At 70.8% G+C, this 21,847-nt stretch carries 21 protein-coding genes and 1 tRNA gene; 6 read left to right on the top strand and 16 right to left on the bottom strand.

The window, feature by feature from the left end:
• Positions 1 to 9: 9 nt before the first annotated feature.
• The 4 genes from OOJ98_RS05330 to OOJ98_RS05315 all read right to left on the bottom strand — a co-directional run bounded on the left by OOJ98_RS05330 (position 10) and on the right by OOJ98_RS05315 (position 2,848).
• A complete protein-coding gene (locus OOJ98_RS05330) occupies positions 10 to 1,095 on the bottom strand; it encodes a magnesium and cobalt transport protein CorA (RefSeq protein WP_267055526.1) in 1,086 nt (361 codons plus the stop codon).
• A 119-nt stretch (positions 1,096 to 1,214) separates the two neighbouring features.
• Positions 1,215 to 1,865, bottom strand: coding sequence for a DUF1990 family protein (locus OOJ98_RS05325; protein WP_267053441.1), 651 nt, complete (start codon positions 1,863 to 1,865; stop codon positions 1,215 to 1,217).
• A 246-nt stretch (positions 1,866 to 2,111) separates the two neighbouring features.
• Positions 2,112 to 2,561 (bottom strand): GNAT family N-acetyltransferase, encoded by a 450-nt coding sequence (locus tag OOJ98_RS05320; protein WP_267053440.1) that lies wholly within the window; start codon positions 2,559 to 2,561, stop codon positions 2,112 to 2,114.
• A 215-nt stretch (positions 2,562 to 2,776) separates the two neighbouring features.
• Positions 2,777 to 2,848 (bottom strand) — tRNA-Val (locus OOJ98_RS05315).
• A 211-nt stretch (positions 2,849 to 3,059) separates the two neighbouring features.
• Between OOJ98_RS05315 and OOJ98_RS05310 the strand changes: the two genes are divergently transcribed.
• From OOJ98_RS05310 to OOJ98_RS05295, 4 genes are all read left to right on the top strand, one after another.
• A complete protein-coding gene (locus tag OOJ98_RS05310) occupies positions 3,060 to 3,818 on the top strand; it encodes a DUF4097 family beta strand repeat-containing protein (protein WP_267053439.1) in 759 nt (252 codons plus the stop codon).
• 223 nt (positions 3,819 to 4,041) lie between these two features.
• Entirely contained in the window at positions 4,042 to 5,403 is a 1,362-nt protein-coding gene (locus tag OOJ98_RS05305; protein WP_267053438.1) for a hypothetical protein, read from the top strand.
• A 117-nt stretch (positions 5,404 to 5,520) separates the two neighbouring features.
• A complete protein-coding gene (locus OOJ98_RS05300) occupies positions 5,521 to 6,036 on the top strand; it encodes a DUF4383 domain-containing protein (protein WP_267053437.1) in 516 nt (171 codons plus the stop codon).
• A 61-nt stretch (positions 6,037 to 6,097) separates the two neighbouring features.
• Positions 6,098 to 6,310 carry a zinc ribbon domain-containing protein gene (locus tag OOJ98_RS05295; protein ID WP_267053436.1) on the top strand — a complete coding sequence of 71 codons (213 nt, stop codon included), beginning with the start codon at positions 6,098 to 6,100 and terminating at the stop codon, positions 6,308 to 6,310.
• A gap of 411 nt (positions 6,311 to 6,721) precedes the next feature.
• On the opposite strand, the gene OOJ98_RS05290 is transcribed toward OOJ98_RS05295, so the two are convergent.
• From OOJ98_RS05290 to OOJ98_RS05275, 4 genes are all read right to left on the bottom strand, one after another.
• Complete coding sequence (locus tag OOJ98_RS05290; protein WP_267053435.1) at positions 6,722 to 7,381, bottom strand: O-methyltransferase; 660 nt, start codon at positions 7,379 to 7,381, stop codon at positions 6,722 to 6,724.
• 45 nt (positions 7,382 to 7,426) lie between these two features.
• Positions 7,427 to 8,242 carry an HAD family hydrolase gene (locus OOJ98_RS05285; protein WP_267053434.1) on the bottom strand — a complete coding sequence of 272 codons (816 nt, stop codon included), beginning with the start codon at positions 8,240 to 8,242 and terminating at the stop codon, positions 7,427 to 7,429.
• Positions 8,239 to 10,698: a phosphoribosyltransferase gene (locus tag OOJ98_RS05280; RefSeq protein WP_267053433.1), complete on the bottom strand. Its 2,460-nt coding sequence runs from the start codon at positions 10,696 to 10,698 to the stop codon at positions 8,239 to 8,241. The genes OOJ98_RS05285 and OOJ98_RS05280 overlap by 4 nt, the downstream gene beginning before the upstream one ends.
• Positions 10,699 to 10,791: 93 nt before the next feature.
• Positions 10,792 to 11,955, bottom strand: coding sequence for an HpcH/HpaI aldolase/citrate lyase family protein (locus OOJ98_RS05275; protein ID WP_267053432.1), 1,164 nt, complete (start codon positions 11,953 to 11,955; stop codon positions 10,792 to 10,794).
• A gap of 208 nt (positions 11,956 to 12,163) precedes the next feature.
• On the opposite strand from OOJ98_RS05275, the gene OOJ98_RS05270 reads away from it, so the two are divergent.
• Complete coding sequence (locus OOJ98_RS05270) at positions 12,164 to 12,949, top strand: TerD family protein (protein ID WP_267053431.1); 786 nt, start codon at positions 12,164 to 12,166, stop codon at positions 12,947 to 12,949.
• 24 nt (positions 12,950 to 12,973) lie between these two features.
• On the opposite strand, the gene OOJ98_RS05265 is transcribed toward OOJ98_RS05270, so the two are convergent.
• From OOJ98_RS05265 to OOJ98_RS05240, 6 genes are all read right to left on the bottom strand, one after another.
• Positions 12,974 to 13,711, bottom strand: a complete 738-nt coding sequence (locus OOJ98_RS05265) for a Tellurium resistance (protein ID WP_267053430.1) — start codon at positions 13,709 to 13,711, stop codon at positions 12,974 to 12,976.
• Between the two features lie 194 nt (positions 13,712 to 13,905).
• Positions 13,906 to 15,048 (bottom strand): DUF475 domain-containing protein, encoded by a 1,143-nt coding sequence (locus OOJ98_RS05260; protein ID WP_267053429.1) that lies wholly within the window; start codon positions 15,046 to 15,048, stop codon positions 13,906 to 13,908.
• 159 nt (positions 15,049 to 15,207) lie between these two features.
• On the bottom strand, positions 15,208 to 15,783 hold the full coding sequence (locus OOJ98_RS05255; RefSeq protein WP_267053428.1) for a TerD family protein: 576 nt from the start codon (positions 15,781 to 15,783) through the stop codon (positions 15,208 to 15,210).
• A gap of 91 nt (positions 15,784 to 15,874) precedes the next feature.
• A complete protein-coding gene (locus OOJ98_RS05250) occupies positions 15,875 to 16,450 on the bottom strand; it encodes a TerD family protein (RefSeq protein ID WP_267053427.1) in 576 nt (191 codons plus the stop codon).
• A gap of 165 nt (positions 16,451 to 16,615) precedes the next feature.
• On the bottom strand, positions 16,616 to 17,074 hold the full coding sequence (locus OOJ98_RS05245) for a peroxiredoxin (protein WP_267053426.1): 459 nt from the start codon (positions 17,072 to 17,074) through the stop codon (positions 16,616 to 16,618).
• 115 nt (positions 17,075 to 17,189) lie between these two features.
• Entirely contained in the window at positions 17,190 to 17,612 is a 423-nt protein-coding gene (locus tag OOJ98_RS05240) for a DUF3052 domain-containing protein (protein ID WP_267053425.1), read from the bottom strand.
• A gap of 439 nt (positions 17,613 to 18,051) precedes the next feature.
• Between OOJ98_RS05240 and aceE the strand changes: the two genes are divergently transcribed.
• Positions 18,052 to 20,781 (top strand): pyruvate dehydrogenase (acetyl-transferring), homodimeric type, encoded by a 2,730-nt coding sequence (aceE, locus tag OOJ98_RS05235; RefSeq protein WP_267053424.1) that lies wholly within the window; start codon positions 18,052 to 18,054, stop codon positions 20,779 to 20,781.
• A 263-nt stretch (positions 20,782 to 21,044) separates the two neighbouring features.
• On the opposite strand, the gene OOJ98_RS05230 is transcribed toward aceE, so the two are convergent.
• On the bottom strand, positions 21,045 to 21,356 hold the full coding sequence (locus OOJ98_RS05230) for a small hydrophobic protein (RefSeq protein WP_267055525.1): 312 nt from the start codon (positions 21,354 to 21,356) through the stop codon (positions 21,045 to 21,047).
• Positions 21,357 to 21,406: 50 nt separating this feature from the next.
• On the bottom strand, positions 21,407 to 21,805 hold the full coding sequence (locus OOJ98_RS05225; protein ID WP_267053423.1) for a peptidase inhibitor family I36 protein: 399 nt from the start codon (positions 21,803 to 21,805) through the stop codon (positions 21,407 to 21,409).
• Positions 21,806 to 21,847: the final 42 nt, after the last annotated feature.

The raw sequence follows: 21,847 nt of genomic DNA, 5'->3' as shown, positions 1-21,847 counted from the left end.
GCCGGCCGGCTACAGCCAGCCGTTGCGGCGGAACCCGCGGTGGATGACGAAGCAGGCCACCGCCATGAGGCCGAGCGCCATGAAGTAGCCGTACCGCCAGTGCAGTTCGGGCATGTTGTCGAAGTTCATCCCGTAGATGCCGCACACCATGGTCGGTACGGCGACGATGGCGGCCCATGCCGTGATCTTCCGCATGTCCTCGTTCTGGGCGACGGTCACCTGGGCGAGGTGCGCCTGGAGTATCGAGTCGAGCAGGCCGTCGAAGGAGGCGATCTGCTCGGTGGTGCGCAGCAGATGGTCCGCCACGTCACGGAAGTACGGCCTGATCCCGGGGTCGACGGAGGGGATCGCTTCGCCCGCGAGCTTCTGCAGCGGCCGGCCGAGCGGTGCCACCGCCCGTTTCAGTTCGAGGACTTCGCGCTTGAGCTGGTAGATCCGCCCGGCGTCGCCGCGTCCGGCGTTCTCGGCGAAGACGGCGGTCTCGACGGCGTCCAGGTCGCCCTGCATGGCATCGGCGACCTCGACGTACTCGTCGACGACCTGGTCGAGGAGGGCGTGCAGCACCGCGGACGGGCCCTTGGTGAGCTGCTCGCGCTCACATTCGAGGGCTTCCCGCAGCGGCCCGAGCGAGCCGTTCATGCCGTGCCGGACGGTGATGACGAAGTCGGCCCCGGTGAACACCATCAGCTCGCCGGTGTCCACCACCTCGCTGGTGGCGGTCAGTTCCTCGTGCTCGACGTACCGGCACGTCTTGAAGACCGAGAACAGCGTGTCGTCGTACGGGACGACCTTGGGGCGCTGATGCGCGGTGACGGCGTCCTCGACGGCGAGCGGGTGCAGCCCGAACAGCTCGGCGAGCCCGGCGAACTCCGCCTCGGTCGGCTCGTGCAGCCCGATCCAGACGAAGGCGCCGCCGCCGGTCTTGCGCACGCGCCGCAGCGCCTCCTCCACGGGCCCGTCGTCCTGCTGCCGTACGCCGTCGATGTACACGGCGCAGTTGACGACGGCGCTCCCCAGCGGCGAGCGCGCGGGGTGGCTGAGGTCGACGCTCCTGCGGTAGGCGCGGCGCACCACCCTCCGCAGATTCCGCATCATCGCCACGACAAGCTTCCCTTCCCCGCCTTCACCGAACGAGCGGCCAGTGTGCCATCGCACGCCGTCCGCCCTCACACCTCCCTGGGGGACGTGATCCGCGGGGGACGCGTTCCCTCCCGTCAGCGGCGTACGGCAGCGGCGGCCACGGCCCGGAGGTAGCGCCGGGTGGCCAGATCCTGGAGCAGGCGCGTGAAGGGCCCGCCGAGCCGGGCGTACCAGCGCGCAGGCCGCGAGAAGGCGGCGACCTCGAACCAGACGAGCCCGTCCGCCTCCCGCCCCACGACGAACGACTCCTCCCCGCACTCGGGATGTCCCGGCAGGGTCCCGTAGGCGAACCCGATCCGCTCGGCGGACCGCACGGTCCACACGACGCGACAGGGGATGACAAGCCGAGGAAACCGGAACGGGGCCGCCCGCAGAATGACGAGCGCGGTGTCGCCGGGGGCGGTGGGTGTGGCGGGGGCGGTGGGCGCGGTGGGCATGCCGGGTGCGGTCGGGGTTCCGGGTGCGGCCGGGGGCGCGGGTGTTGGGGTCCGCCCCGGATAGACCCCGAAGCCCGCGCCGCGCTGGACGCCCCACGTCAGCACGTACGCTCCGGCCCGCTCGAACGTCTCCGCTCCGTACCCGACCGTGATCCGGCGCCGAAAGACCCGGTACCCGTTCTCCGGCCCCGGCATCCGGGGGCCGCCGGTAGCGCCGACCTCCGCGTAACTGGGCTTGCTCGCGCGGGCGCGTTCGTACGCCGCCCGCAGATCCCGCCGCACATCCATGATCCGCTCCACTCCAGCAGGCCCCGCGCGACGGCTTAAGTCTCACCCCGCACAGGGGTTACATTTCAGCCAACCACAGGCGTAATCTCAGCCATCCGGCGGCGTCCTCCCCCGCTCCTGGCCCGCCGGAAACCGGCGTCGAGCGTTTCCCCGAGCCCGCTGCGGCGCCGCCGTGAAGCCCCGTCCGCACCCACTGACGGGGCTTCCCGCTGAGGTCCGGCGACGGGGCCGGGGCGGTCCGCGCCGCTACTTCCCGACCCGGTAGAGCACCTTCCCGTCCCGGGGCACCGCACCCAGCGCCGCGTAGAACGCCAGCGCCGGCGGGTTGTCGAGATCCGCCGTCCACTCGACCCGGGTACACCCGGCTGCGGTGGCCTCCTCGCGGAGCCGCGCCATGAGCATCCCGGCCACGCCGCGCCGACGCGCCGACTCTCGTACGTAGAGCTCCTTGAGGTAGAGCGAGGTGTCGGCGCCCGAGGCCGGCCACAGCCGCGAGTACGAGGCGAAGCCGAGCACGTCGTCGCCTTCGCGGGCCAGCAGCACGGTGGCGGCGGGGTGTTCGCAGAACAGGGCGGCACGGATCCGGCCGAGGTCACCGGGGGCGGGCGAGCCCCCGTAGTACGCCTCGATCTCCCCCAGGAGCACCGCGATCACCCCGGCGTCCGCCTCCCCCGCCCGACCGACCGTCACCGTCATGAGCTCTCCCTCCGCCACCGTGTCCCGGGACCCGGCACCGGGGCCCCCGCGCGTCGGGACTCTATCCGCCGGGTCGCGGTGCGGAACAGACGATCAACGGCCTTTCCCCGCGCCCGGCTTGACCCACGGAAGGGCCGGCCCGCGGGCACGCAAAGGCCCCCCAGCCGATCACGGCTGGAGGGCCTCAACAGGCTCTCGCCTGCGCTTACTACCGGTGGGCGTGGACGGTTTCGAACCGCCGACATCTGCTTTGTAAGAGCAGCGCTCTACCCCTGAGCTACACACCCGTGGATGGAGGAACAGCGTACATGGCCCACGGGGTGCCGCCGCAAACCCGATTCCGGGGCGGACGGGGGCGGGCCGGGGGTGGTGCTGGCACCAGGGCGGGTTCGGAGGCAGGCTCCAGGGCGGGCGGGGGCGGGAGTGCCTAGCGTGGGGGTGCGGCCGAACGGCCCGCACGCGGCACATGGCCGCGGGGCACACAGGGGGAAGATCACCATGGCGTTTCGCCGTCGCTCCACGCTGCTCGCCGCCGGCGGGGCCGGGCTGCTCGCGTTCGCGCTCACGGGGTGCGGGAGTTCGGACGCGTCGGACGCTCCCGTCGAGCACAAGAACTTCGCCTTCGCCGGGCAGGCGCTGACCATCGAGGCCGGAGCCTCCACGCTCGTCGTGACGCCCTCCGACGTCAAGGACGTCGAGGTCGACCGCCAGGTGGACGGCTGGGCCGTCTTCGGCAGCGGGCCCGACGCGAGCTGGGCGCTGGACGGCCACACCCTGAACCTCACCGTGAAGTGCGGCGGGGTGATCAAGAACTGCGAGGCCCGGCACACCGTGAAGGTGCCGCGCGGGGTGGCGGTCACCGTGCACGACGCCGACGGCCGGGTCGAGGCGAGCGGGTTCGACACCCCGCTGAAGATCGCCTGCGACAACGGCCGGGTCACGGTCAAGGACTCCTCCGGGCCGCTGGACGTGACCAGCGACAACGGCCGGATCGACGGCGAGGGCATCCGCGCGAGGAGCGTGCGGGCCGGCTCGGACAGCGGGCGCGTGGCGCTGACGTTCGCAGTCGTCCCGGACAGCGTGGTGGCCACCAGCGACGACGGCCGCGTGGACCTCTCCGTACCCCGGGCTACGTACAAGGTCGCCGCACGGTCCGATGACGGCCGCGTCGATGTGAATGTGGACCGGTCCGACTCCAGTACGCACGTACTGAGCGCGCGCAGCGACGACGGCCGGGTCACCATCCGGCACAGCTGAGGCGGCGGGGCCCGAAGCCCCGGGGCTCCCCGCCCCGCCTCGCCCCGTCCGATCCGGTCCCGTCCCGTCCCCTCCGATCCGGTCCGTTCTCGGGCCGTCCGAGGCACCTCGCTCCGGGAGCCCGTCGAGAACTGGGGGACAAGCGTGAACTGACCGGGCCGTGTGTTCGTCCTTACCTGGTGGGAGAATGGACCGGGCAGGCGACACAGCACGGGAGAGGGATGTGACGGCGACACACGCGCGGCCGTACAGCAGAGCGGGTGCCACCGTCCGGGACGTGCTGGCGCTCATGGCGTTTCCCGTGGTGCTCGGCGCCGCGGTGCTGCCCGGGGCGTTCGCCGGGGGCGGCACGCGGCGCTGGTTCGGCGGGCGCAGCGAGAGCGTGCGGGCCGACGCGCAGGCCGCCAAGGACGCCGCGGCGGCCGCGTTCTACGAACTCGACACCGCCCAGCGCGACCTGCGGATCTCGATCGAGACGATCACGGCGGTGGACGGTTCGCCCGCGGGCCGCAAGGCCGTCGACGACTTCGCGGCACTCGGGCGCCGTATCGACGAGGTATCGAACCAGTACATCACCGCGGTCGACGCCCACGACCTCGACCGCGACGACCTCGACGCCTCCGTCGCCGCGCGGGCGCGGACGGAGCTGACCGCTGCCAAGGACGAACTGGTGCGGGTGAAGGGCGAGCTCGACCGGTTCGAGCAGAGCCTGCGTCCGCTCCTCGACACCGCCGAGGCCCAGCTCGCCCGGCTCGCCCCCGCCGTGGAGCGGGCCAAGCACGCGTTGCTCGGCGCCAGCACCGCGCTCGACGCCGTGCGCGCTTCGGGGCTGCGGGCCGACGAGCTCGCGGCGCGGCTCGCCGCCCTCGGCCCGGAGCTGACCAAGCTCAACCAGGGCGCCGGACAGCACGGCGTGCCCGAGACGATCCAGCGCGCCGACCGGGTGCTGCGCGACGCGGAGGCGCTGCGCGCCGAGGCCGGGCAGCTGCCCGAGAAGGCCGCCGAGATAGACCGCCGGCTGGTCTCGCTGCGCACCCGCGCCCAGGCCCTCACCACCCGGGCCGGCCAGGTCGATCCGGTCCTGAGCGAGCTGCGCCGCCGGTTCGCCGCCGCCTGCTGGCAGGACCTCCAGCAGGTCCCGGAGCAGGCCGCCGTCTCCGTACGGCAGGCCGAGGACAAACTGAAGGAGGCCGCCGCGGCGCGCGCGGAGCAGCGCTGGGCGGACGCGACGGCACGGCTGAGTACGGTACGGGCGCTGCTCAACACCACCGACGAGGCGGTCTCGGCCGCCGGGGACCGGCTGCGCCGGCTCGACGCGGTGGCGAAGGACCCGCAGCAGGAGATCGAGCGCACCCGGTTCGCGATCCGCGACGCCCAGCGCCTGGCGATGTCCGGCCGCGCCACCCCGGAGCCGCGGCACGCCCGGCCCCTGGACGACTCGGTGGCGCGTCTGGACCGGGCGATCGCCACGCTGGAGGGGCGCCACCCCGACTACTGGCACTTCCTCACGGAGACCGAGGCGGTGCGGCAGACGGTGGCGCAGGTGGTGGCCAGGATCCGCGAGGAGCGGGGCCACGGCGCCTGACCGGCCCCGGCTGAGTTGTTGCGCGCGATACCCGGGCGCACCCTGGAATACGTACGCCCGGGTACCTGCCCGGGGGCCGTACGCCGTGCGTGCCTAGGGATGAGGAGGGCCTCCACCATGGCCACCCATACGATCTCGCAGAGGTTCAACCACAGCCGGGTCTCGCTCAACGAGCACCTGCCGGTGGACCACCGGCTCAACCAGGTCTACCGCCTCAGCGCCGGAGTCATGGGCCTCGCCCTGCTGGTCTTCGGCATCCTCGGCCTGGTCCACCAGATCGGCTTCTTCGACACGGGCGGTGACACGGTCGCCGGCCTGAGCACCAACGGCGCGCTGAGCGTGGTGTCCATCGTGGTCGGCCTGCTGCTCCTGTACGGGATGGTCCGGGGCGGCAACTTCGCCTCCACCCTCAACATCGTGCTGGGCGTGCTGTTCCTGATCAGCGGTTTCGTGAACCTGGCGCTGCTCGACACCACGCACAACTTCCTGGCCTTCAAAATGCAGAACGTGCTGTTCAGCTTCGTGGTCGGCCTGATTCTGATGGTGTTCGGCATGTACGGCCGTGTCACCGGGTTCCTGCCGCACGACAACCCGTACTGGAAGGCCCGCCACGAGGTCCACGAGGACGTCTGACCCGCCCCGGCACCCCGCCCGGGGCCGCCAGACGGCTCCCGGTACGGCTTACTCTGGGGCCATGCCTCGCTATGAATACCGCTGCCGGTCGTGCGGCGACACGTTCGAACTCAGCCGTCCGATGGCGGAGTCCGCCGCGCCGGCGGTGTGCCCGGTGGGCCACGCCGACACGGTGAAGCTGCTGTCCGCGGTGGCGGTGGGTGGCTCCGCGGCGCCGTCCGCGGGTGGTGACGGGGGTGGCGGCGGCTGCTGCGGAGGCGGCTGCTGCGGCTGACCCCGCGCCGCCAGCTCGGCACCGGGTGCCCTACAGGGGCGCGGGGAACTGCGCGGGTGACCCAGCACGGTCCGCACTCTGAGGCCGGGCCCCTGGGGCTCCGCCCCAGACCCCGGTTCGCGCCTGAAGGGCGCTCGTCCTCAAACGCCGGACGGGCTGAGGTGGCCGCACAGGCCTGGGGCTAACAGTCGGACGGGCTGAGATGGCCGCACAGGCCTGGGGCGAACAGTCGGACGGGCTGAGGTGGCCGCACAGGCCTGGGGCGAACAGCCGGACGGGCTGAGGTGGCCCGCACGGGCCGGGGTAGCTGAGGATGCCCATGCCGGCCACCCTGCCGAGGGCAGCCCACCCAGGGGCGCGGGGAACTGCGCAAGCCGAGCCGAGCCGCGCCGCGCCGCGCCGCAAGCTCCGCTACCGCTTGCGCGAGAGCGTCAACCCGTCCGCCACCGTCAGCAGCACGCTGTCCATCCGCCCATCCCCCGCCACATGCTCGTTGAACGCCCGGATCCCCCCGGCCGCACCCCCCACCTCCGGATCCAGCACCGCCCCGTGGAAGAGCACGTTGTCCGTGGCGATCAGGCCGCCCGGCCGCAGCCGCGGCACCAACTCCTCCCAGTACGCGATGTAGTTCCCCTTGTCCGCGTCCAGATAGGCGAAATCGATGTGCGGCTCCGCCGGCATCGCCCGCAGCGTGTCGAGTGCCGGCGCGATCCGCAGGTCGATGCGGTCCGCGACACCCGCCTTCGCCCACGCCTCCTTGCCGTACGCCGTCCACTCCTCCGAGATGTCGCAGGCGATCAGCTTGCCGTCGGCCGGCAGGGCCTGCGCCATCGCGAGGGCGGAGAAGCCCGTGAAGGTGCCCACCTCCACCACGTGCCGCGCGTTCACCAGGCGCACCAGGAAGGCGAGGAGCGGACCCTGCTCCTCGGCCGACTGCATGCCCGCGTGGTCGGGGAGGCGGGCGTACGTGGTCTCCACCAGGTCCCGCTGCACCGCGTCGAGCGGCGGGTTGTGGGCCAGCATGTAGGCGTACAGCTCGTCCGTGATCTTGGTGCTGTTTCCCTTGGTCATGCGGCGACCGTACCCGGGCCCGTGGCGCCTTCCGATCGTTTTGCGTCAGTGAGCGGCGCGGGTCAGGAAGCGCCGCAGGATCTCCTCGCCGGCGAGCACCCCGCGCTCGGCGAGCGCCTCGGTGCCCGGCGCCTGCCAGCCCGCGTCGGCGAGTTCGCCGTGGCCGGGGCGCCAGCCCAGGTCGGCGGCGAGCAACAGGTCGGCGTCCAGGAGCGAGTCCCCCGCGGCCAGCGTCAGCCGCGCCCCGGTGCGCCGGGCGACCTCCCGCATCGCCGCGCTCTTGGTGAGCGGCTTCGGGACGGCGTAGATCTTGCGGCCCTGGAGGGAGACCGTCCAGCCGCGCGGCTCGGCCCAGGCCACGAACTCCTTCACCCACGACTCGGGCAGCAGCTCGCGCTCGACCACGAGGTAGGCGATAAGGTCCTCCGCGGTCCGCTCCTTGCGCAGCCACCGCGGGTCGGCGGTGGTCCGCAGCCGCGCGCGCACCTCGTCGAGCGGGGCGCACTCGGCGGCGATGCGGGCCGCCACCGCGCCGGCCCACTCCGGATCGGACACGCCGTCGACGAGCAGGTGGCCGCCGTTGGCGCAGATCGCGAACGGCGAGGCGGGGCCGGGCAGTCGGATCCGCTCGTACTGTGCGCGCGTGCGGGTCGTGGTGGGCACGAAGACCGTCGCCGACTTCACCTCCGTGAGCAGCCGCGCCGCCTCCTCCGTGACGTACGAGAGGGGCTTGTGCTCGTACACCTCGACGCAGAGCAGCCGCGGCGCCCGCTCGTCGGGCATGGTGAGGGCGAGGGCTCCGGCGGAGTAGATCAGGGTGCGGTCGAGGTCGCTGGCGACCAGCACGGGCGGCGTGCTCACTTGGCGGCCACCGCCTTGCCGTCGGCGCCGGTCGCGCCCCGCGTGAACCGCGGGTGGATCAGGCCGACACAGCTGTACGGAAGCCCGTCCACCTCCTCCACCGGCACGCCGCGCTGCTCGGCGAGCAGCCTGACGTGGTCGAGGTCGGCCCCGGCGCCCCGCCCGGCGAGGATCTTCCAGGGGACCCGGCGGAGGAGCACCCGGGTGGTCTCGCCGACGCCCGGCTTGACCAGGTTGACGTCGTGGATGCCGTACTCCTCGCTGATCCGCTCGACCGCCGCCCACCCCTCCCAGCTCGGGGTGCGGTCCGTGTCGCGCAGCTCCTTCGCCGCGCGGTCCACGTCGTCGCCGACCTCGTCGAAGCGCGCCGAGACCGCGTCGAGGAAGGCGCCCGAGACGTCGGCGCCGGCCAGCTCGCGGTAGAACTTGGCCCCGTGGAAATCGCCGGGGCCTATGAGGTCCTGGCGCAGCACGGTGCGCGAAATCAGCCCGGACACCGTCGAGTTGAGGCATGCGGACGGGATCAGGAAGTCCTCGCGGGTGCCGTACGTGCGCACGCAGGAGCCGGGGTCGGCGAGCACCGCGACGTCCGGCACGAACCCGGCGAACTCGGGGAACTCGCCGATCGCGGCGGCCAGTTCGCGGGTGATGGCGCCCTTGCCGGTCCACCCGTCGACGAACACGACGTCGGCCGGGTCGTGGTGGGCGGCGAGCCAGCGCAGCGCGTTGGGGTCGATGCCCCGGCCGCGCACGATGGAGACCGCGTAGTGCGGCAGGTCCAGGCCGTGCCGGTGCTGGGCCCAGCGGCGCATCAGGACGCCCACGGGTGTGCCGGCACGGGCGAGCGAGACGAGCACCGGGCGCGGATGGGCGTCCCCCCGGCGCCTACGGCGTTGGGGGAGCTCGGCGAGCACCGTCTCGGTGACCACGCCGACGGCCCGCGCAATCCGGGGCGCCGAGGCGTCGAGCGCGGCCCGGAACAGCTCCTGGTACTGCGGGCTCGGCTGGTACTCGACCGGCAGCGACTCCGCGTAGTGGGCGCCGCCGCTCTGGATGGCCTCCTCGCGCTCCTCGGTGGGGGCTTCGAGCTCGACCCCGGACAGGTCCTTGAGCAGCCACCCCACCTCGTCGGGCGCGTAGGAGGAGAAGGCGGGACCGCGCAGCGGCTCGGGCATGGGGGCACCTTGGGGTACGTACGAGGGCAGTACGGCGAGGACGACGTGCGGGATGTGGGCGGCGAGCCGCGCCAACAGGCCGTCGGGTGCGTGCAGTTGCGCGGTGTCGGCGGCGGAGTCGACGACCGCCACGACCGCGTCGAAGCCGCCGCCCGCGACGTTGTACGCGTACCGCTCGCCGGGACCGTCGGCCGGGTCGTCGTGCGCCGGGAAGGCGAGGCGGGTGCGGATGGCGTAGCCGGGGTCGTCGACCGCGAGCACGGGCGAGCGGGTCGTCGTGGAGTAGCGGACCTCGGCCCCGCCGCGTTCTTCGAACGCGACGGCCAGGCGCAGCGGCGCGTACATCAGCTCCTCGAAGCCGAGGACGAGCACACGGCGCGGGGGCTCGGCGGCGCCGCCGAGCGCTCCGGCCAGCCTCGCCGCCATGGCGGGCAGCGCCGCCTCCAGCTCCGCCCGGTGGTCCGGGGTGAATCCGTGCCGGCCGCCGTCGGGCAGGCCCGCGGGCCAGCCGAGGTCCACGCGCGTGAGGGAGCCGAGGGGCTGGGCACTGCGCTCGGACGGCAGATGTCCCGGGTCCTCCGCCTCGTACTCCGCCACCAGCGCCCGCCCCTTCTCCAGGACCCCCTCCGGCAGCCGCACCGTGCCCGACGCCGAGGCGATCAGGTCGACGCGGGCGCCGGTCTCCCGCGCGAAGGCGGTGAGGCGGTCGCGGTCCTGCGGGGAGCGCATGTCGACGAGGGCGACGATCACATAGTGGTCGCGCGGGTGGCGGGCGTGCAGGTCACGGATGGTGTTGAGGACCGTGTTGCCGGTCGAGAACTCGTCGTCGACGAGGACCAACGGGCCCTGCCCCGCGAGGAGTCGGGGGTCTTCGGGGAGCAGCAGGTGGGAGGTGGCGTGGGAGTGGGACTCCTCGAAGCCGCCCGCCGTGGCCACGCCGTGGACCGGCCGGCGCGTCGAGTGGAGGCAGGGGGCGAGGGCCAGGCCGTCGGCGACCGAGTGGCCGAGGCCGGTCGCGGTCTCGGCGTACCCGAGCACCACGGCCCGCGCGGCCGTTTCGTCGCCGAGCAACTCCCTGACCCGCAGGCCCAGTTGGTATCCGGCGCGCCACACCACTGACGGGCTCTGCGGGACGTGTTTGCCGAGGACGTTGGAGACGAGCAGATGGGCGCGCTTGGGGTTGCGGCGCAGGGCGAGGCCGAGCAGCCCGCTCAGGTCCTCGTCCCCGACGAGCTCGACTCCGAGCCGCTCGGCGACCCACGTTCCCGACCACTCAACCACGATGCTGTGTCTTTCTGTTGGGACGTTCTGCCGGGACGATCCACTGGGACGTCCCGCTGGTTCGCCGGGCGGCGCGGCCTGCTCCTGGTCGCGTCATGCCGCGAGGCCCGCCGTGAGCAGGTCCACGAAGCCGATGTCCTCGGCGGCGACGCCGAACACCTCGGCCCGCAGCAGGGTGCGCTCGGCCCAGGCGCGGTGCGGCTTCACCTCGTTCATCTTGTTCGTGTACGCCGAGCGCAGCACCCCGCCGCCGTCCCGGTCGGGGCGCAGGATGTCCTGGGCGTCGCTGAACTCCTCGTGGCTGACCACCGAGAGGGCGTGGACGGGCACCACGTGCGAGGGGTGGATGCACGTCTTGCCCAGCAGGCCGTTGGCCCGGTCGAGCTCGATCTCGCGGAGCAGCCCGTCGAGGTCGTGCTCGATGAGGGTGGTGCGCAGCTTCTCGGCGTGCCCTTCGAGGAAGGGGCTGCGGCGCAGCTGGGGCTTGAACATCCGCTCCTGGAGGCGGAAGTACTCCCATACGGGGCCGGTGATGGTGAAGCCGCTGCCGTCGGCGCGGCCGAGCATGTTGACCACGTCGGCGATGACGCCGGCCACGATGTGGACGTCGTACGCCGTCATGTCGGGCGAGCGGCGCAGCCCGTAGGCGGCGCAGAAGTCGGTGACGCCGAGGCGGAGGGCGAGGATCCGCTCGCGGTACTTCTCCACGGTGCGCGCGATGCCCGCGAGGGTCTCGGCGCGGCTCTCCAGGTGGAGCAGTTCGGGCGATTCGAGGACCGGCATGGCGAACAGGCGGCGCCCGCTCCCGGACTCGGCGCTGGTGAGCGCTTCGAGGAAGGCGAGGCCGCGCTCCTCGGTGAACTTCGGCAGGACGAAGCCGCTGAGCAGCCGGGCGGAGGAGCCGAGGCGGTGCACCAGGTCCGGTATCTGGAGCGGCTCGCGGACGCGCACGAAGAGCAGCGGGGTCTGTTCGCCCCGGGCGTCGAGGTCGGCGAACTGGCGGACCAGGTTGGCCTCGGCGGCCACGACCTCGGCGTCGTCGATCGAGTCCTCCAGGCAGAGGACCATGGAGACGACGCCGCGGCGAGCCTGTTTCAGGACGTCGTCGGCGAGGGACGGCCGGGTCGCCGGGCTGTAGAGGGTTGCGCCCAGGGCGGCCGACAGCACGCGTGCGGAGGAGCCCGCGGTGAATTCGCAGGGCTCCTGGTGGAAGAGGTCCTTCCGCACAGCCGACGGGACGTGCCCGAAATGACGCATATACATACCCCGTACTGCCAGGACGGCCGAGAATTTGGGTGGCCGGTAATAGTACGTAGGAACACGTGTCAAGAGTTCCCCAAGTGCGTGAAGTTCAGGTAACTCATCTGCATCAGCACGCCTCGTCGGCCTCGTGCGTACGCCGGGGGACTGATCCGGTCGGGCCCCGCGTTGTCCGAGGGGGGCGCGGGAAGGCAGGATGACGGGCATGACGCACGCGATGCTGAAGGGATCGAACGTCCCGCTGGACGCCCCGGCCGTACGGGCGGTGCTCCGCTGGTCGCCCGGCGCCGACATCCCGGACGTGGATGCCTCGGCGCTGCTGCTCGCCGCCGACGGCCGGGTGCGTTCCGACGAGGACTTCGTCTTCTACAACCAGCCGCGCCACCCCTCCGGACTGGTGCGCAGGCTGCCGAAGAAGCGGGTGGTGGAGGGCCTCACCGACACCGTCGAGGCCGATCTCGCGGCGCTCGACCGGTCCGTCGACCGGGTGCTGATCACCGCCTCGTCGGACGGGGCGACCTTCCGCGCCGTCCGCGACCTGCGGATCCTGCTGTTCGACGCGGCGGTGTCGGGCGGGGAGCCGCTCGCGCTGTTCGACGTGAAGCCGGAGACCGGCGAGGAGACCGCGATCATCTGCGGCGAGCTGTACCGCCGCGGCGACGGGTGGAAGTTCCGCGCGGTGGGCCAGGGCTACCCGACGGGTCTGGTGGGTCTGGCCACCGAGTACGGCATCTCGGTGGACGACGGCGAGGGCGCTGCCGGTGCGCCGAGCGCGCCGTCCGTGCCGCAGCCGCTGCCGCAGCAGGCCGCCCAGCCCGCGTACGGCTATCCGCACCCCGCTCCCCCGGCGCAGCCGCCGGCCTACGGCTATCCGCAGCCGACCTCGCCGCAGCCCGCGTACGGCTACCCGCAGGGCGTCGCCGTGCCGGCGCCGACGCCGGACCCCACGTTCGTACTGCCGCCCATGGGGCCGCAGTTCATCCGCCCGTAGGGACCGGCGCGCGGGCGGCGCGGCTCAGGCCTTGGTCTTGTAGCCGCGGCCCCACTGGAGGCCCCAGCCGTACAGGCGGTCCAGCTCGGCCTGGAAGCCGTACACGAACTTCACCTCGCGGCGCACCACCATGTCGCCCTTGATGTTCTCGATGGAGACCACGGCGCAGGAGCGGGCCTCGGGGGCGCGCTCGTCGAGCTCGATCTCGATGCGCGGGCCGTTGCTCGGGTAGAGCGTCACCTTGGCGTGGGTGCGGTCGAAGGCCGGGGTCTGGTCGTAGATGTAGACGAAGATCAGCAGCCGCTTTATCTCGTCCCGGTGGTCGAGGTTGACGAAGACCGTCTCGCCGGAGGCCGAACCGAAGCGGTCGTCTCCGCTGCACTCCACGTAGGGCGGCTTGTTGGTGGCGCCCAGGAAGTTGCCGAGCGGCTGGACCACGCCCTTGGTGCCGTCCTGGAGTTCGTAGAGGCAGCCCAGGTCGAGGTCGACGTTGACCATGGACTGGGTGTGGCCCTGGACCATCTCCGGCTTGAAGAACTGGAGCGGGTGGCGCAGCAGCCGTCCGCTCTGCTCGGGCTTGCCCCCGAAGTCCGAGGTGCGCATCCGCCACGACAGGTTGACGCGCAGGCTGCCGGTGTTGGCACCCTGCTTGCCGAGCGAGACCGTGTTGTGCCGTCGGGTCAGCTCGATCGTGTTGGTCGCCGCGCTGCCCGAGTCGAACTGTGAGGCCCTGCCTCGCCACAGGCCGTCCCAGAACGCCATTGCCCCCACCCCATAGGTCCGTGAACTGTCCCCGCACACCAGCGCCGGCGGTGGTCCGCCGGCACGACTTCCTTCCGCGTACAGCTCTGCGGGGCGGCCGGTGAGGCCGAAGCCTCGTGGCCGCCCCGCAGAGAGCGTTCCTCATTCGGAGCCGGATCACACGCCCCGGGGCGTGCGCTCCGGAAGCACCGGGGTCACACCCCGGAGCCCACTTCCGCCCGGTCGCCCGCGTCCTCGCCGCCGGCGGCCTCGATGCGGCGGTTGCGGCGCACGGAGGACAGGAAGGACCAGGCGATGAGGACCACGCCGACCAGACCCGTGATCACGTCGTTGATCTCGTACTGGATGGTGACGAGCAGAATCACGGCCAGCGCACCGATCGCGTAGTGCGCTCCGTGCTCCAGGTAGACGTAGTCGTCCAGGGTGCCCTGGCGGACCAGGTAGACGGTGAGCGACCGTACGTACATCGCGCCGATGCCCAGGCCGAGCGCCATCAGGACGATGTCGTTGGTGATGGCGAAGGCGCCGATCACGCCGTCGAAGGAGAACGACGCGTCCAGGACCTCCAGGTAGAGGAACATGAAGAAGGCGGCCTTGCCAGCCATGGCCACGGCGGACACCTTGCTGCCGGTGCGCCTGGCCTCCTCCTCCTGCTCGTGCTCGCGCTCCTCGTCCTCTTCGAGACGGTTCTCGAAGTAGCCGGAGAGGCCGCCGACGACGAGGTAGGTGATGAGGCCGGCGATACCGGAGATCAGGACCGTCTGCGCCTTGTCGACGTGTCCGCCGCCGTGCTGGTGGGCGTGGGTGGCGACCGTCATGGACGCGACGAGCAGCGCGATCAGCGCGATGCAGACCGACAGCATGTCGATCTTGCCGAGCTTGGCCAGCGGGCGCTCCAGCCACGCGAGCCACTTGATGTCACGGTCCTCGAAGATGAAGTCGAGGAAGATCATGAACAGGAACATGCCACCGAAGGCGGCGATCGACGGGTGTGCGTCGGTCACCAGCTGCTGGTAGCGGTCGGCGTCGTTGAGCGCCAGGTCGACGGCGTCGATGGGGCCGATCTTGGCGCTGATGGCCACGATGACGACGGGGAAGAGCAGGCGCATGCCGAACACGGCGATCAGGACGCCGACCGTGAGGAAGATCTTCTGCCAGAAGGCATTCATCTTCTTCAGGATTCCGGCGTTGACCACCGCGTTGTCGAAGGACAGCGAGATTTCGAGGACCGCCAGGATGGCGACGACCCCGAGCGCTGTCCAGCCGTCGTAGAGCACGGCCAGGGCCAAGCCGATCGCGGTGATCACGAATGACCAGCCGAAGGTTTTCAGAAGCACTGACTTCCCCATCGTGTAGAGCGGGCCGACCCCACGTAGAGCGGGTCTCCCCCCGCACCGCGCACGGCTTGACGCTGCTGTCTCCCGGAGGAGGACCCCCGGACCCCCGGCAGGGACCGCCCCGACGGCACTCGATTTGAAGGCATCCGGGCGATCTCTTTAGGAGACGTTGACCCCGAAGTCTAGAGCGATGCCCCGCAACCCCGATGCGTACCCCTGGCCCACGGCCCGGAACTTCCACTCGCCGCCGTAGCGGTACAGCTCGCCGAAGATCATCGCGGTCTCCGTCGAGGCGTCCTCGCTCAGGTCGTAGCGGGCCAGCTCCTGGCCGTCGGCCTGGTTGACCACGCGGATGAACGCGTTGGCCACCTGGCCGAACGTCTGGCCGCGGTTGTCCGCGTCGTGGATGGACACCGGGAAGACGATCTTGTCGCAGCCGGCCGGGACCTGCGTCAGGTCGACGATCAGCGACTCGTCGTCACCCTCGCCCTCACCCGTCAAGTTGTCACCGGTGTGCTCGACGGAGCCCTCGGGGCTCTTGAGGTTGTTGTAGAAGACGAAGTACTCGTCGCCGAGCACCCGTCCGTTGGCGCACAGCAGGGCGCTGGCGTCGAGGTCGAAGTCGGCTCCGGTGGTGGAGCGCGCGTCCCAGCCGAGACCGACGAGCACCTGGGTGAGGTTCGGTGCGGCCTTGGAGAGGGAGACATTGCCCCCCTTGGCGAGCGTGACGCCCATGATCGTGTCCTCCCCGAGAAGTGGAACAAGTGGTGAGCGCGTCCGGCGCCGCACCACAGGGGTGCGGCGCCGGACGGAAGAGCGGGTCGGCTCAGACGTTGACGCCGAAGTCCTGCGCGATGCCGCGCAGGCCCGAGGCGTAGCCCTGGCCGATGGCGCGGAACTTCCACTCCGCGCCGTTGCGGTACAGCTCGCCGAAGACCATCGCGGTCTCCGTCGAGGCGTCCTCGCTCAGGTCGTAACGGGCCAGCTCGGAGTTGTCGGCCTGGTTCACGACGCGGATGTAGGCGTTGCGCACCTGGCCGAAGGACTGCTGGCGGCTCTCGGCCTCGTAGATCGAGACCGGGAAGACGATCTTGGCGACGTCAGCCGGGACTCCGGCCAGGTTCACCTTGATGACCTCGTCGTCGCCCTCGCCCTCACCGGTGAGGTTGTCACCGGTGTGCTCGACGGAGCCGTCGGGGCTCTTGAGGTTGTTGAAGAACACGAAGTTCGAGTCGTTGGTGACCTTGCCCTGGTCGTTGGTCAGCAGGGCACTGGCGTCCAGGTCGAAGTCACCCCCGGTGGTGGTGCGTGCGTCCCATCCCAGACCGACGATGACCGCGGTCAGGTTGGGGGCGGCCTTGGTCAGCGAGACGTTTCCGCCCTTGCTGAGGCTGACTCCCACGAGTCCTCCCAATGGTGTGAGGGGGCAAGCCTGGTCAGCGTCCCCGTCGTGCGTTGGCATCGGATCAACGAATGGATCCTAGTGACCGGTTCCCGGGTCAAACAGACGATTCGGCCGAACGGCGACCAGGGTGTCGGCCGTGCGTCGGGACCGGGTGCCGTGGCCTCAGATGGTGTCGAGCGCCTTGAGGTACTCGTCGAGGTCGCGGGCGTCCGGAAGACCGTTCACTACGGTCCAGCGGACCACACCCTCCTTGTCGATGATGAAGGTGCCGCGCACCGCGCAGCCCTTGTCCTCGTCGAAGACGCCGTAGGAGCGGCTCACCTCGCCGTGCGGCCAGAAGTCGGAGACCAGCGGGTACTCCAGGCCCTCCTGCTCGGCGAAGACGCGCAGGGTGTGGATGGAGTCGTTGGAGACGGCGAGCAGCTGGGTGTCGTCGTTGACGAACTTCGGCAGGTTGTCGCGCAGTTCGCACAGCTCGCCCGTGCAGACGCCGGTGAAGGCGAACGGGTAGAAGAGCAGCACCACGTTCTTCTCGCCGCGGAAGTCGCTGAGCTTCACGGTCCGGCCGTGGTTGTCCTTGAGCTCGAACTCCGGGGCCTTGGTGCCGACCTCGATAGCCATGGAAACGCCTTCCCTTCAATGGGCCGATCTGGTGACACCCACCCTACGCACCCCGCCATGCACAGGGCCCCCTCAGGCTGCTGCCTGAGGGGGCCCTGTGGGGCGTGAGGAGGGATCAGCGCTTGGGGGACTTCAGGCGCGTGCCCGACCAGTCCTTCCCGACGCTGACGCTCTTGGCCGCCGACAGGCCGGCCGTCTGCGCGGCGTCGTTGACGTCGCTGGGCTCGACGTACCCGTCCCGGCCGGTCTTCGGGGTCAGCAGCAGCACAGCGCCACCGTCCTCAAGGAGACCGATGGCGTCCACCAGGGCGTCCGTAAGGTCGCCGTCCTCGTCCCGGAACCAGAGCACCACGACGTCAGCTGTGTCGTCATACTCCTCGTCGACGAGGTCCTGGCCAATAATGGACTCGATGCCCTCGCGGAGATCCTGGTCGACGTCTTCGTCGTAACCGATCTCCTGGACCACCTGTCCGGGCTCGAACCCCAGCCTCATGGCCGGGTTGGTCCGCTCCTCCGCGTGGTCCGCGGTCGCGCTCACGGCTTGCCTCCTGATCTTGATTCGGTAAGTTCTGCAGCCTCGCGCATACGCGTGGCATGGGGCGTAGTCCACACGGGCGGGACGAATCTCGCAAGTACCCGGCACCCGAACCCGCCCTTTGGGGGCCAGTGTGGCCGTGTTCAGGGGAATCCGCATCCCCGTCGGTGATTCATCCCACACCATTGGTGACTGTTTGTGCCGTTCTGTTCTTCCGGGTACTCCATTCGGGGCCGAACACCCTTCGGGAACTGATGGCCGGGTTGAGCGTAAGGTTGCGATTTGGCCCGACCCGTCCAGGCCCTGAGCCTACTTCCTGCTCCGGTGACGGTTGCCTCTGAGTTACCTCTCAGTAGAGATGACGTTTGCGCCCCAGCGGTACACGATGGGATGCGGCGCAGAATTGGCTGTCTTCCGCATCCCCCGACAGTGAAGGAACAGCGTGGCTTCCGGATCCGATCGCAACCCGATCATCATTGGCGGCCTGCCGAGCCAGGTCCCGGACTTCGATCCCGAAGAGACCCAGGAGTGGCTCGACTCCCTGGACGCCGCCGTCGACGAACGCGGCCGGGAACGGGCCCGCTATCTGATGCTCCGGCTGATCGAGCGGGCCCGCGAGAAGCGCGTGGCCGTGCCCGAGATGCGCAGCTCGGACTATGTCAACACGATCGCCACCAAGGACGAGCCGTTCTTCCCCGGCAACGAGGAGATCGAGCGCAAGGTCCTCAACGCGACCCGCTGGAACGCGGCCGTGATGGTGTCACGGGCCCAGCGCCCCGGCATCGGCGTCGGCGGACACATCGCGACCTTCGCCTCCTCCGCCTCGCTGTACGACGTGGGCTTCAACCACTTCTTCCGCGGCAAGGAGGAGGACGGCGGCGACCAGATCTTCTTCCAGGGCCACGCCTCGCCCGGCATCTACGCCCGCGCCTTCCTGCTCGACCGGCTCAGCGAGCAGCAGCTCGACGCCTTCCGCCAGGAGAAGTCGAAGGCCCCCTACGGCCTCTCGTCGTATCCGCACCCGCGGCTCATGCCGGACTTCTGGGAGTTCCCGACCGTCTCGATGGGCCTCGGCCCGCTCGGCGCGATCTACCAGGCCCGGATGAACCGCTACATGGAGGCGCGCGGCATCGCCGACACCTCCAACTCGCACGTGTGGGCCTTCCTCGGCGACGGCGAGATGGACGAGCCCGAGTCGCTCGGCCAGCTCTCCATCGCGGCCCGCGAGAACCTGGACAACCTGACCTTCGTCGTCAACTGCAACCTCCAGCGCCTCGACGGCCCGGTGCGCGGCAACGGCAAGATCATCCAGGAGCTGGAGTCGCAGTTCCGCGGCGCCGGATGGAACGTCATCAAGCTGATCTGGGACCGCAGTTGGGACCCGCTGCTGGCCCAGGACCGCGACGGCATCCTGGTCAACCGGATGAACACCACGCCGGACGGCCAGTTCCAGACGTACGCCACCGAGACCGGCGGCTACATCCGCGACCACTTCTTCGGCGACGACCAGCGGCTGCGCGCCATGGTCGAGGGCATGACCGATCAGCAGATCCTGCACCTGGGGCGCGGCGGCCACGACCACAAGAAGATCTTCGCGGCGTTCTCGGCGGCCAAGGCCCACAAGGGCCAGCCGACCGTGATCCTCGCCCACACCGTCAAGGGCTGGACGCTCGGCCCGAACTTCGAGGGCCGCAACGCGACCCACCAGATGAAGAAGCTGACGGTCGACGACCTCAAGGGCTTCCGGGACCGGCTGCACATCCCGATCACGGACCAGGAGCTGGAGTCCGGCGCGCCGCCGTACTACCACCCCGGGCGCAAGTCCGAGGAGATCCAGTACATGCACGACCGCCGGCTCGGGCTCGGCGGCTACGTGCCGACCCGTGTGGTGCGCTCGAAGCCGCTGGCGCTGCCCGAGGACAAGACGTACGCGGTCGCCAAGAAGGGCTCGGGCCAGCAGTCGATCGCCACGACGATGGCGTTCGTCCGCATCCTGAAGGACCTGATGCGGGACAAGGAGATCGGCAAGCGGTTCGTGCTGATCGCGCCCGACGAGTACCGCACCTTCGGCATGGACGCGTTCTTCCCGAGCGCCAAGATCTACAACCCGCTGGGCCAGCAGTACGAGGCGGTCGACCGCGAACTGCTGCTCGCCTACAAGGAGTCGCCGACCGGGCAGATGCTGCACGACGGCATCTCCGAGGCCGGCTGCACCGCGTCGCTGATCGCCGCGGGTTCGGCGTACGCCACGCACGGCGAGCCGCTGATCCCGGTGTACGTCTTCTACTCGATGTTCGGGTTCCAGCGCACCGGCGACCAGTTCTGGCAGATGGCCGACCAGCTGGCGCGCGGCTTCGTGCTCGGCGCGACCGCGGGCCGGACGACGCTGACCGGTGAGGGTCTGCAGCACGCGGACGGGCACTCGCAGCTGCTCGCCTCGACCAACCCGGCCTGTGTCGCCTACGACCCCGCGTTCGGCTACGAGATCGCGCACATCGTCCAGGACGGTCTGCGCCGGATGTACGGGCCCGAGAGTGAGGACGTCTTCTACTACCTCACCGTCTACAACGAGCCGATCCAGCACCCGGCGGAGCCGGCCGACGTCGATGTCGAGGGCATCCTCAAGGGCATCCACCGCTTCGCCCCGGGCACGGCGGGAGCCATCCCGGCGCAGATCATGGCGTCCGGCGTGGCCGTGCCGTGGGCCGTCGAGGCGCAGCGGATCCTCGCCGAGGAGTGGAACGTACGGGCCGACGTCTGGTCCGCGACCTCCTGGAACGAGCTGCGCCGCGAGGCCGTGGCGGTGGAGGAGCACAACCTGCTGCACCCCGAGGAGGAGCAGCGCGTCCCGTATGTGACGCGCAAGCTCCAGGGTGCGCAGGGTCCGTTCGTGGCCGTCTCCGACTGGATGCGGGCCGTTCCCGACCAGATCGCGCGTTGGGTGCCGGGCACGTACCAGTCGCTCGGCGCGGACGGGTTCGGCTTCGCGGACACGCGGGGTGCGGCGCGGCGCTTCTTCCACATCGACGCGCAGTCGATCGTGCTGTCCGTCCTCACGGAGCTGGCCCGCGAGGGGAAGGTCGACCGGTCGGCGCTCAAGCAGGCGGTCGACCGCTACCGGCTGCTGGACGTCGCCTCGGCCGACCCGGGGGCGGCGGGCGGCGACGCGTAGCTTTTGGCGGAGTGCGGCGGGGTGGCGGGTGCTGCGGGGTTCCTCCCCGGGCCCCTGCCGCTCCCGCCGGTCCGGGTGTCGGGTGCCGGTCGGGTGGGGTTCGTCGCGCAGCTCAGCGCCCCTCCGGCGTTTGCGGCCGTCACGTGCCGGTTGAGGGGGCTGGGCGCGCAGTTCCCCGCGCCCCTTGTAGGCGGGGCCTGGATGCGTGGGTGAAGGGTGGCGGGCCCCTGGGGGCCGCCACCCTTCGGCCGTTCACGGCACGGTCAGAAGATGCCGTTGCCCAAGGATGCCGCCGCTATCAGCGCGATGATGGACAGCAGCGTGTCGATGGCTCCGAGGACCACGGCTATCAGGGCCGGCACCGAGCCGGAGTTCCAGCGGCGTTCCATGGCCAGCCAGCCGCAGGCGATCGCCACCGGGCCGAGCACGATCCCGAGGACGAAGAATCCCGCGACCGCGCAGACCAGTCCGACGATGCCCAGCGTCGCGCGGTCCTGCCCGGTCCGGGGCCACATGCGGTTCCGTGACCGGGGGGTCCTGCGCGGGTGGGTGCTGTGTCCGAAGCCCGCCATCATCACTCCCTGAGGTTGTCGGCTCGGCCTCCTTGAGGATCGGGTACCACGTCTCAGCTCTCCCACACCTTGAACGCCCGCACTCGATAGGGAACTTGTGGGACCCAGGTCCCGCCGCCCGGATACGTGTCGAACTCGGCGGTCTCCGCGCACTCGTCGGACTGGTACGTGGTGACGGGCCGTCCGGTGCGGTTGGCGAGGGACTGGACGTCGGTGCCCGGGGGCAGCGGGGTGCAGCTCTCGATGTCGATGCGCGTCAGGTCGTACACCTGCCTCGGTCCCTTGAAGGCGCCCTTCGCCCAGAGGCAGAGCTCGCCCGGTGCGCACTCCCCCATCCGCGGGGTCGCCGCGGCAGGGGCGGCGGCGGGCAGCAGGAGGGCGGTCGCGGCGAGCAGCGCCGCCGCGGTCATGGACGCGGATGTGGTCGTCGCCGTGGTCGTGGTCTTGCGCATGGACATCAACCCCCGTGATTTTTTGATCAGTTGGAATCGGAA

Origin of the sequence: Streptomyces sp. NBC_00083 (assembly GCF_026343295.1) — a bacterium.
In the GTDB taxonomy this organism is placed as follows: domain Bacteria; phylum Actinomycetota; class Actinomycetes; order Streptomycetales; family Streptomycetaceae; genus Streptomyces.
The sequence above is the reverse complement of the archived record's forward strand: the minus strand, read 5'-3'. Positions and strand labels throughout refer to the sequence as shown.

Bases quoted from the DNA above. Each gene is read 5' to 3' on its own strand.
- OOJ98_RS05265 (WP_267053430.1), bottom strand. From the start codon at position 13,711: ATGGCGTTCTGGGACGGCCTGTGGCGAGGCAGGGCCTCACAGTTCGAC.
- OOJ98_RS05300 (WP_267053437.1), top strand. From the start codon at position 5,521: ATGGCCACCCATACGATCTCGCAGAGGTTCAACCACAGCCGGGTCTCG.
- OOJ98_RS05270 (WP_267053431.1), top strand. From the start codon at position 12,164: ATGACGCACGCGATGCTGAAGGGATCGAACGTCCCGCTGGACGCCCCG.
- OOJ98_RS05230 (WP_267055525.1), bottom strand. From the start codon at position 21,356: ATGATGGCGGGCTTCGGACACAGCACCCACCCGCGCAGGACCCCCCGG.
- OOJ98_RS05320 (WP_267053440.1), bottom strand. From the start codon at position 2,561: ATGACGGTGACGGTCGGTCGGGCGGGGGAGGCGGACGCCGGGGTGATC.
- OOJ98_RS05330 (WP_267055526.1), bottom strand. From the start codon at position 1,095: ATGATGCGGAATCTGCGGAGGGTGGTGCGCCGCGCCTACCGCAGGAGC.
- OOJ98_RS05310 (WP_267053439.1), top strand. From the start codon at position 3,060: ATGGCGTTTCGCCGTCGCTCCACGCTGCTCGCCGCCGGCGGGGCCGGG.
- OOJ98_RS05295 (WP_267053436.1), top strand. From the start codon at position 6,098: ATGCCTCGCTATGAATACCGCTGCCGGTCGTGCGGCGACACGTTCGAA.
- OOJ98_RS05290 (WP_267053435.1), bottom strand. From the start codon at position 7,381: ATGACCAAGGGAAACAGCACCAAGATCACGGACGAGCTGTACGCCTAC.
- OOJ98_RS05275 (WP_267053432.1), bottom strand. From the start codon at position 11,955: ATGCGTCATTTCGGGCACGTCCCGTCGGCTGTGCGGAAGGACCTCTTC.
- OOJ98_RS05225 (WP_267053423.1), bottom strand. From the start codon at position 21,805: ATGCGCAAGACCACGACCACGGCGACGACCACATCCGCGTCCATGACC.
- OOJ98_RS05245 (WP_267053426.1), bottom strand. From the start codon at position 17,074: ATGGCTATCGAGGTCGGCACCAAGGCCCCGGAGTTCGAGCTCAAGGAC.
- OOJ98_RS05255 (WP_267053428.1), bottom strand. From the start codon at position 15,783: ATGGGCGTCACGCTCGCCAAGGGGGGCAATGTCTCCCTCTCCAAGGCC.
- OOJ98_RS05325 (WP_267053441.1), bottom strand. From the start codon at position 1,865: ATGGATGTGCGGCGGGATCTGCGGGCGGCGTACGAACGCGCCCGCGCG.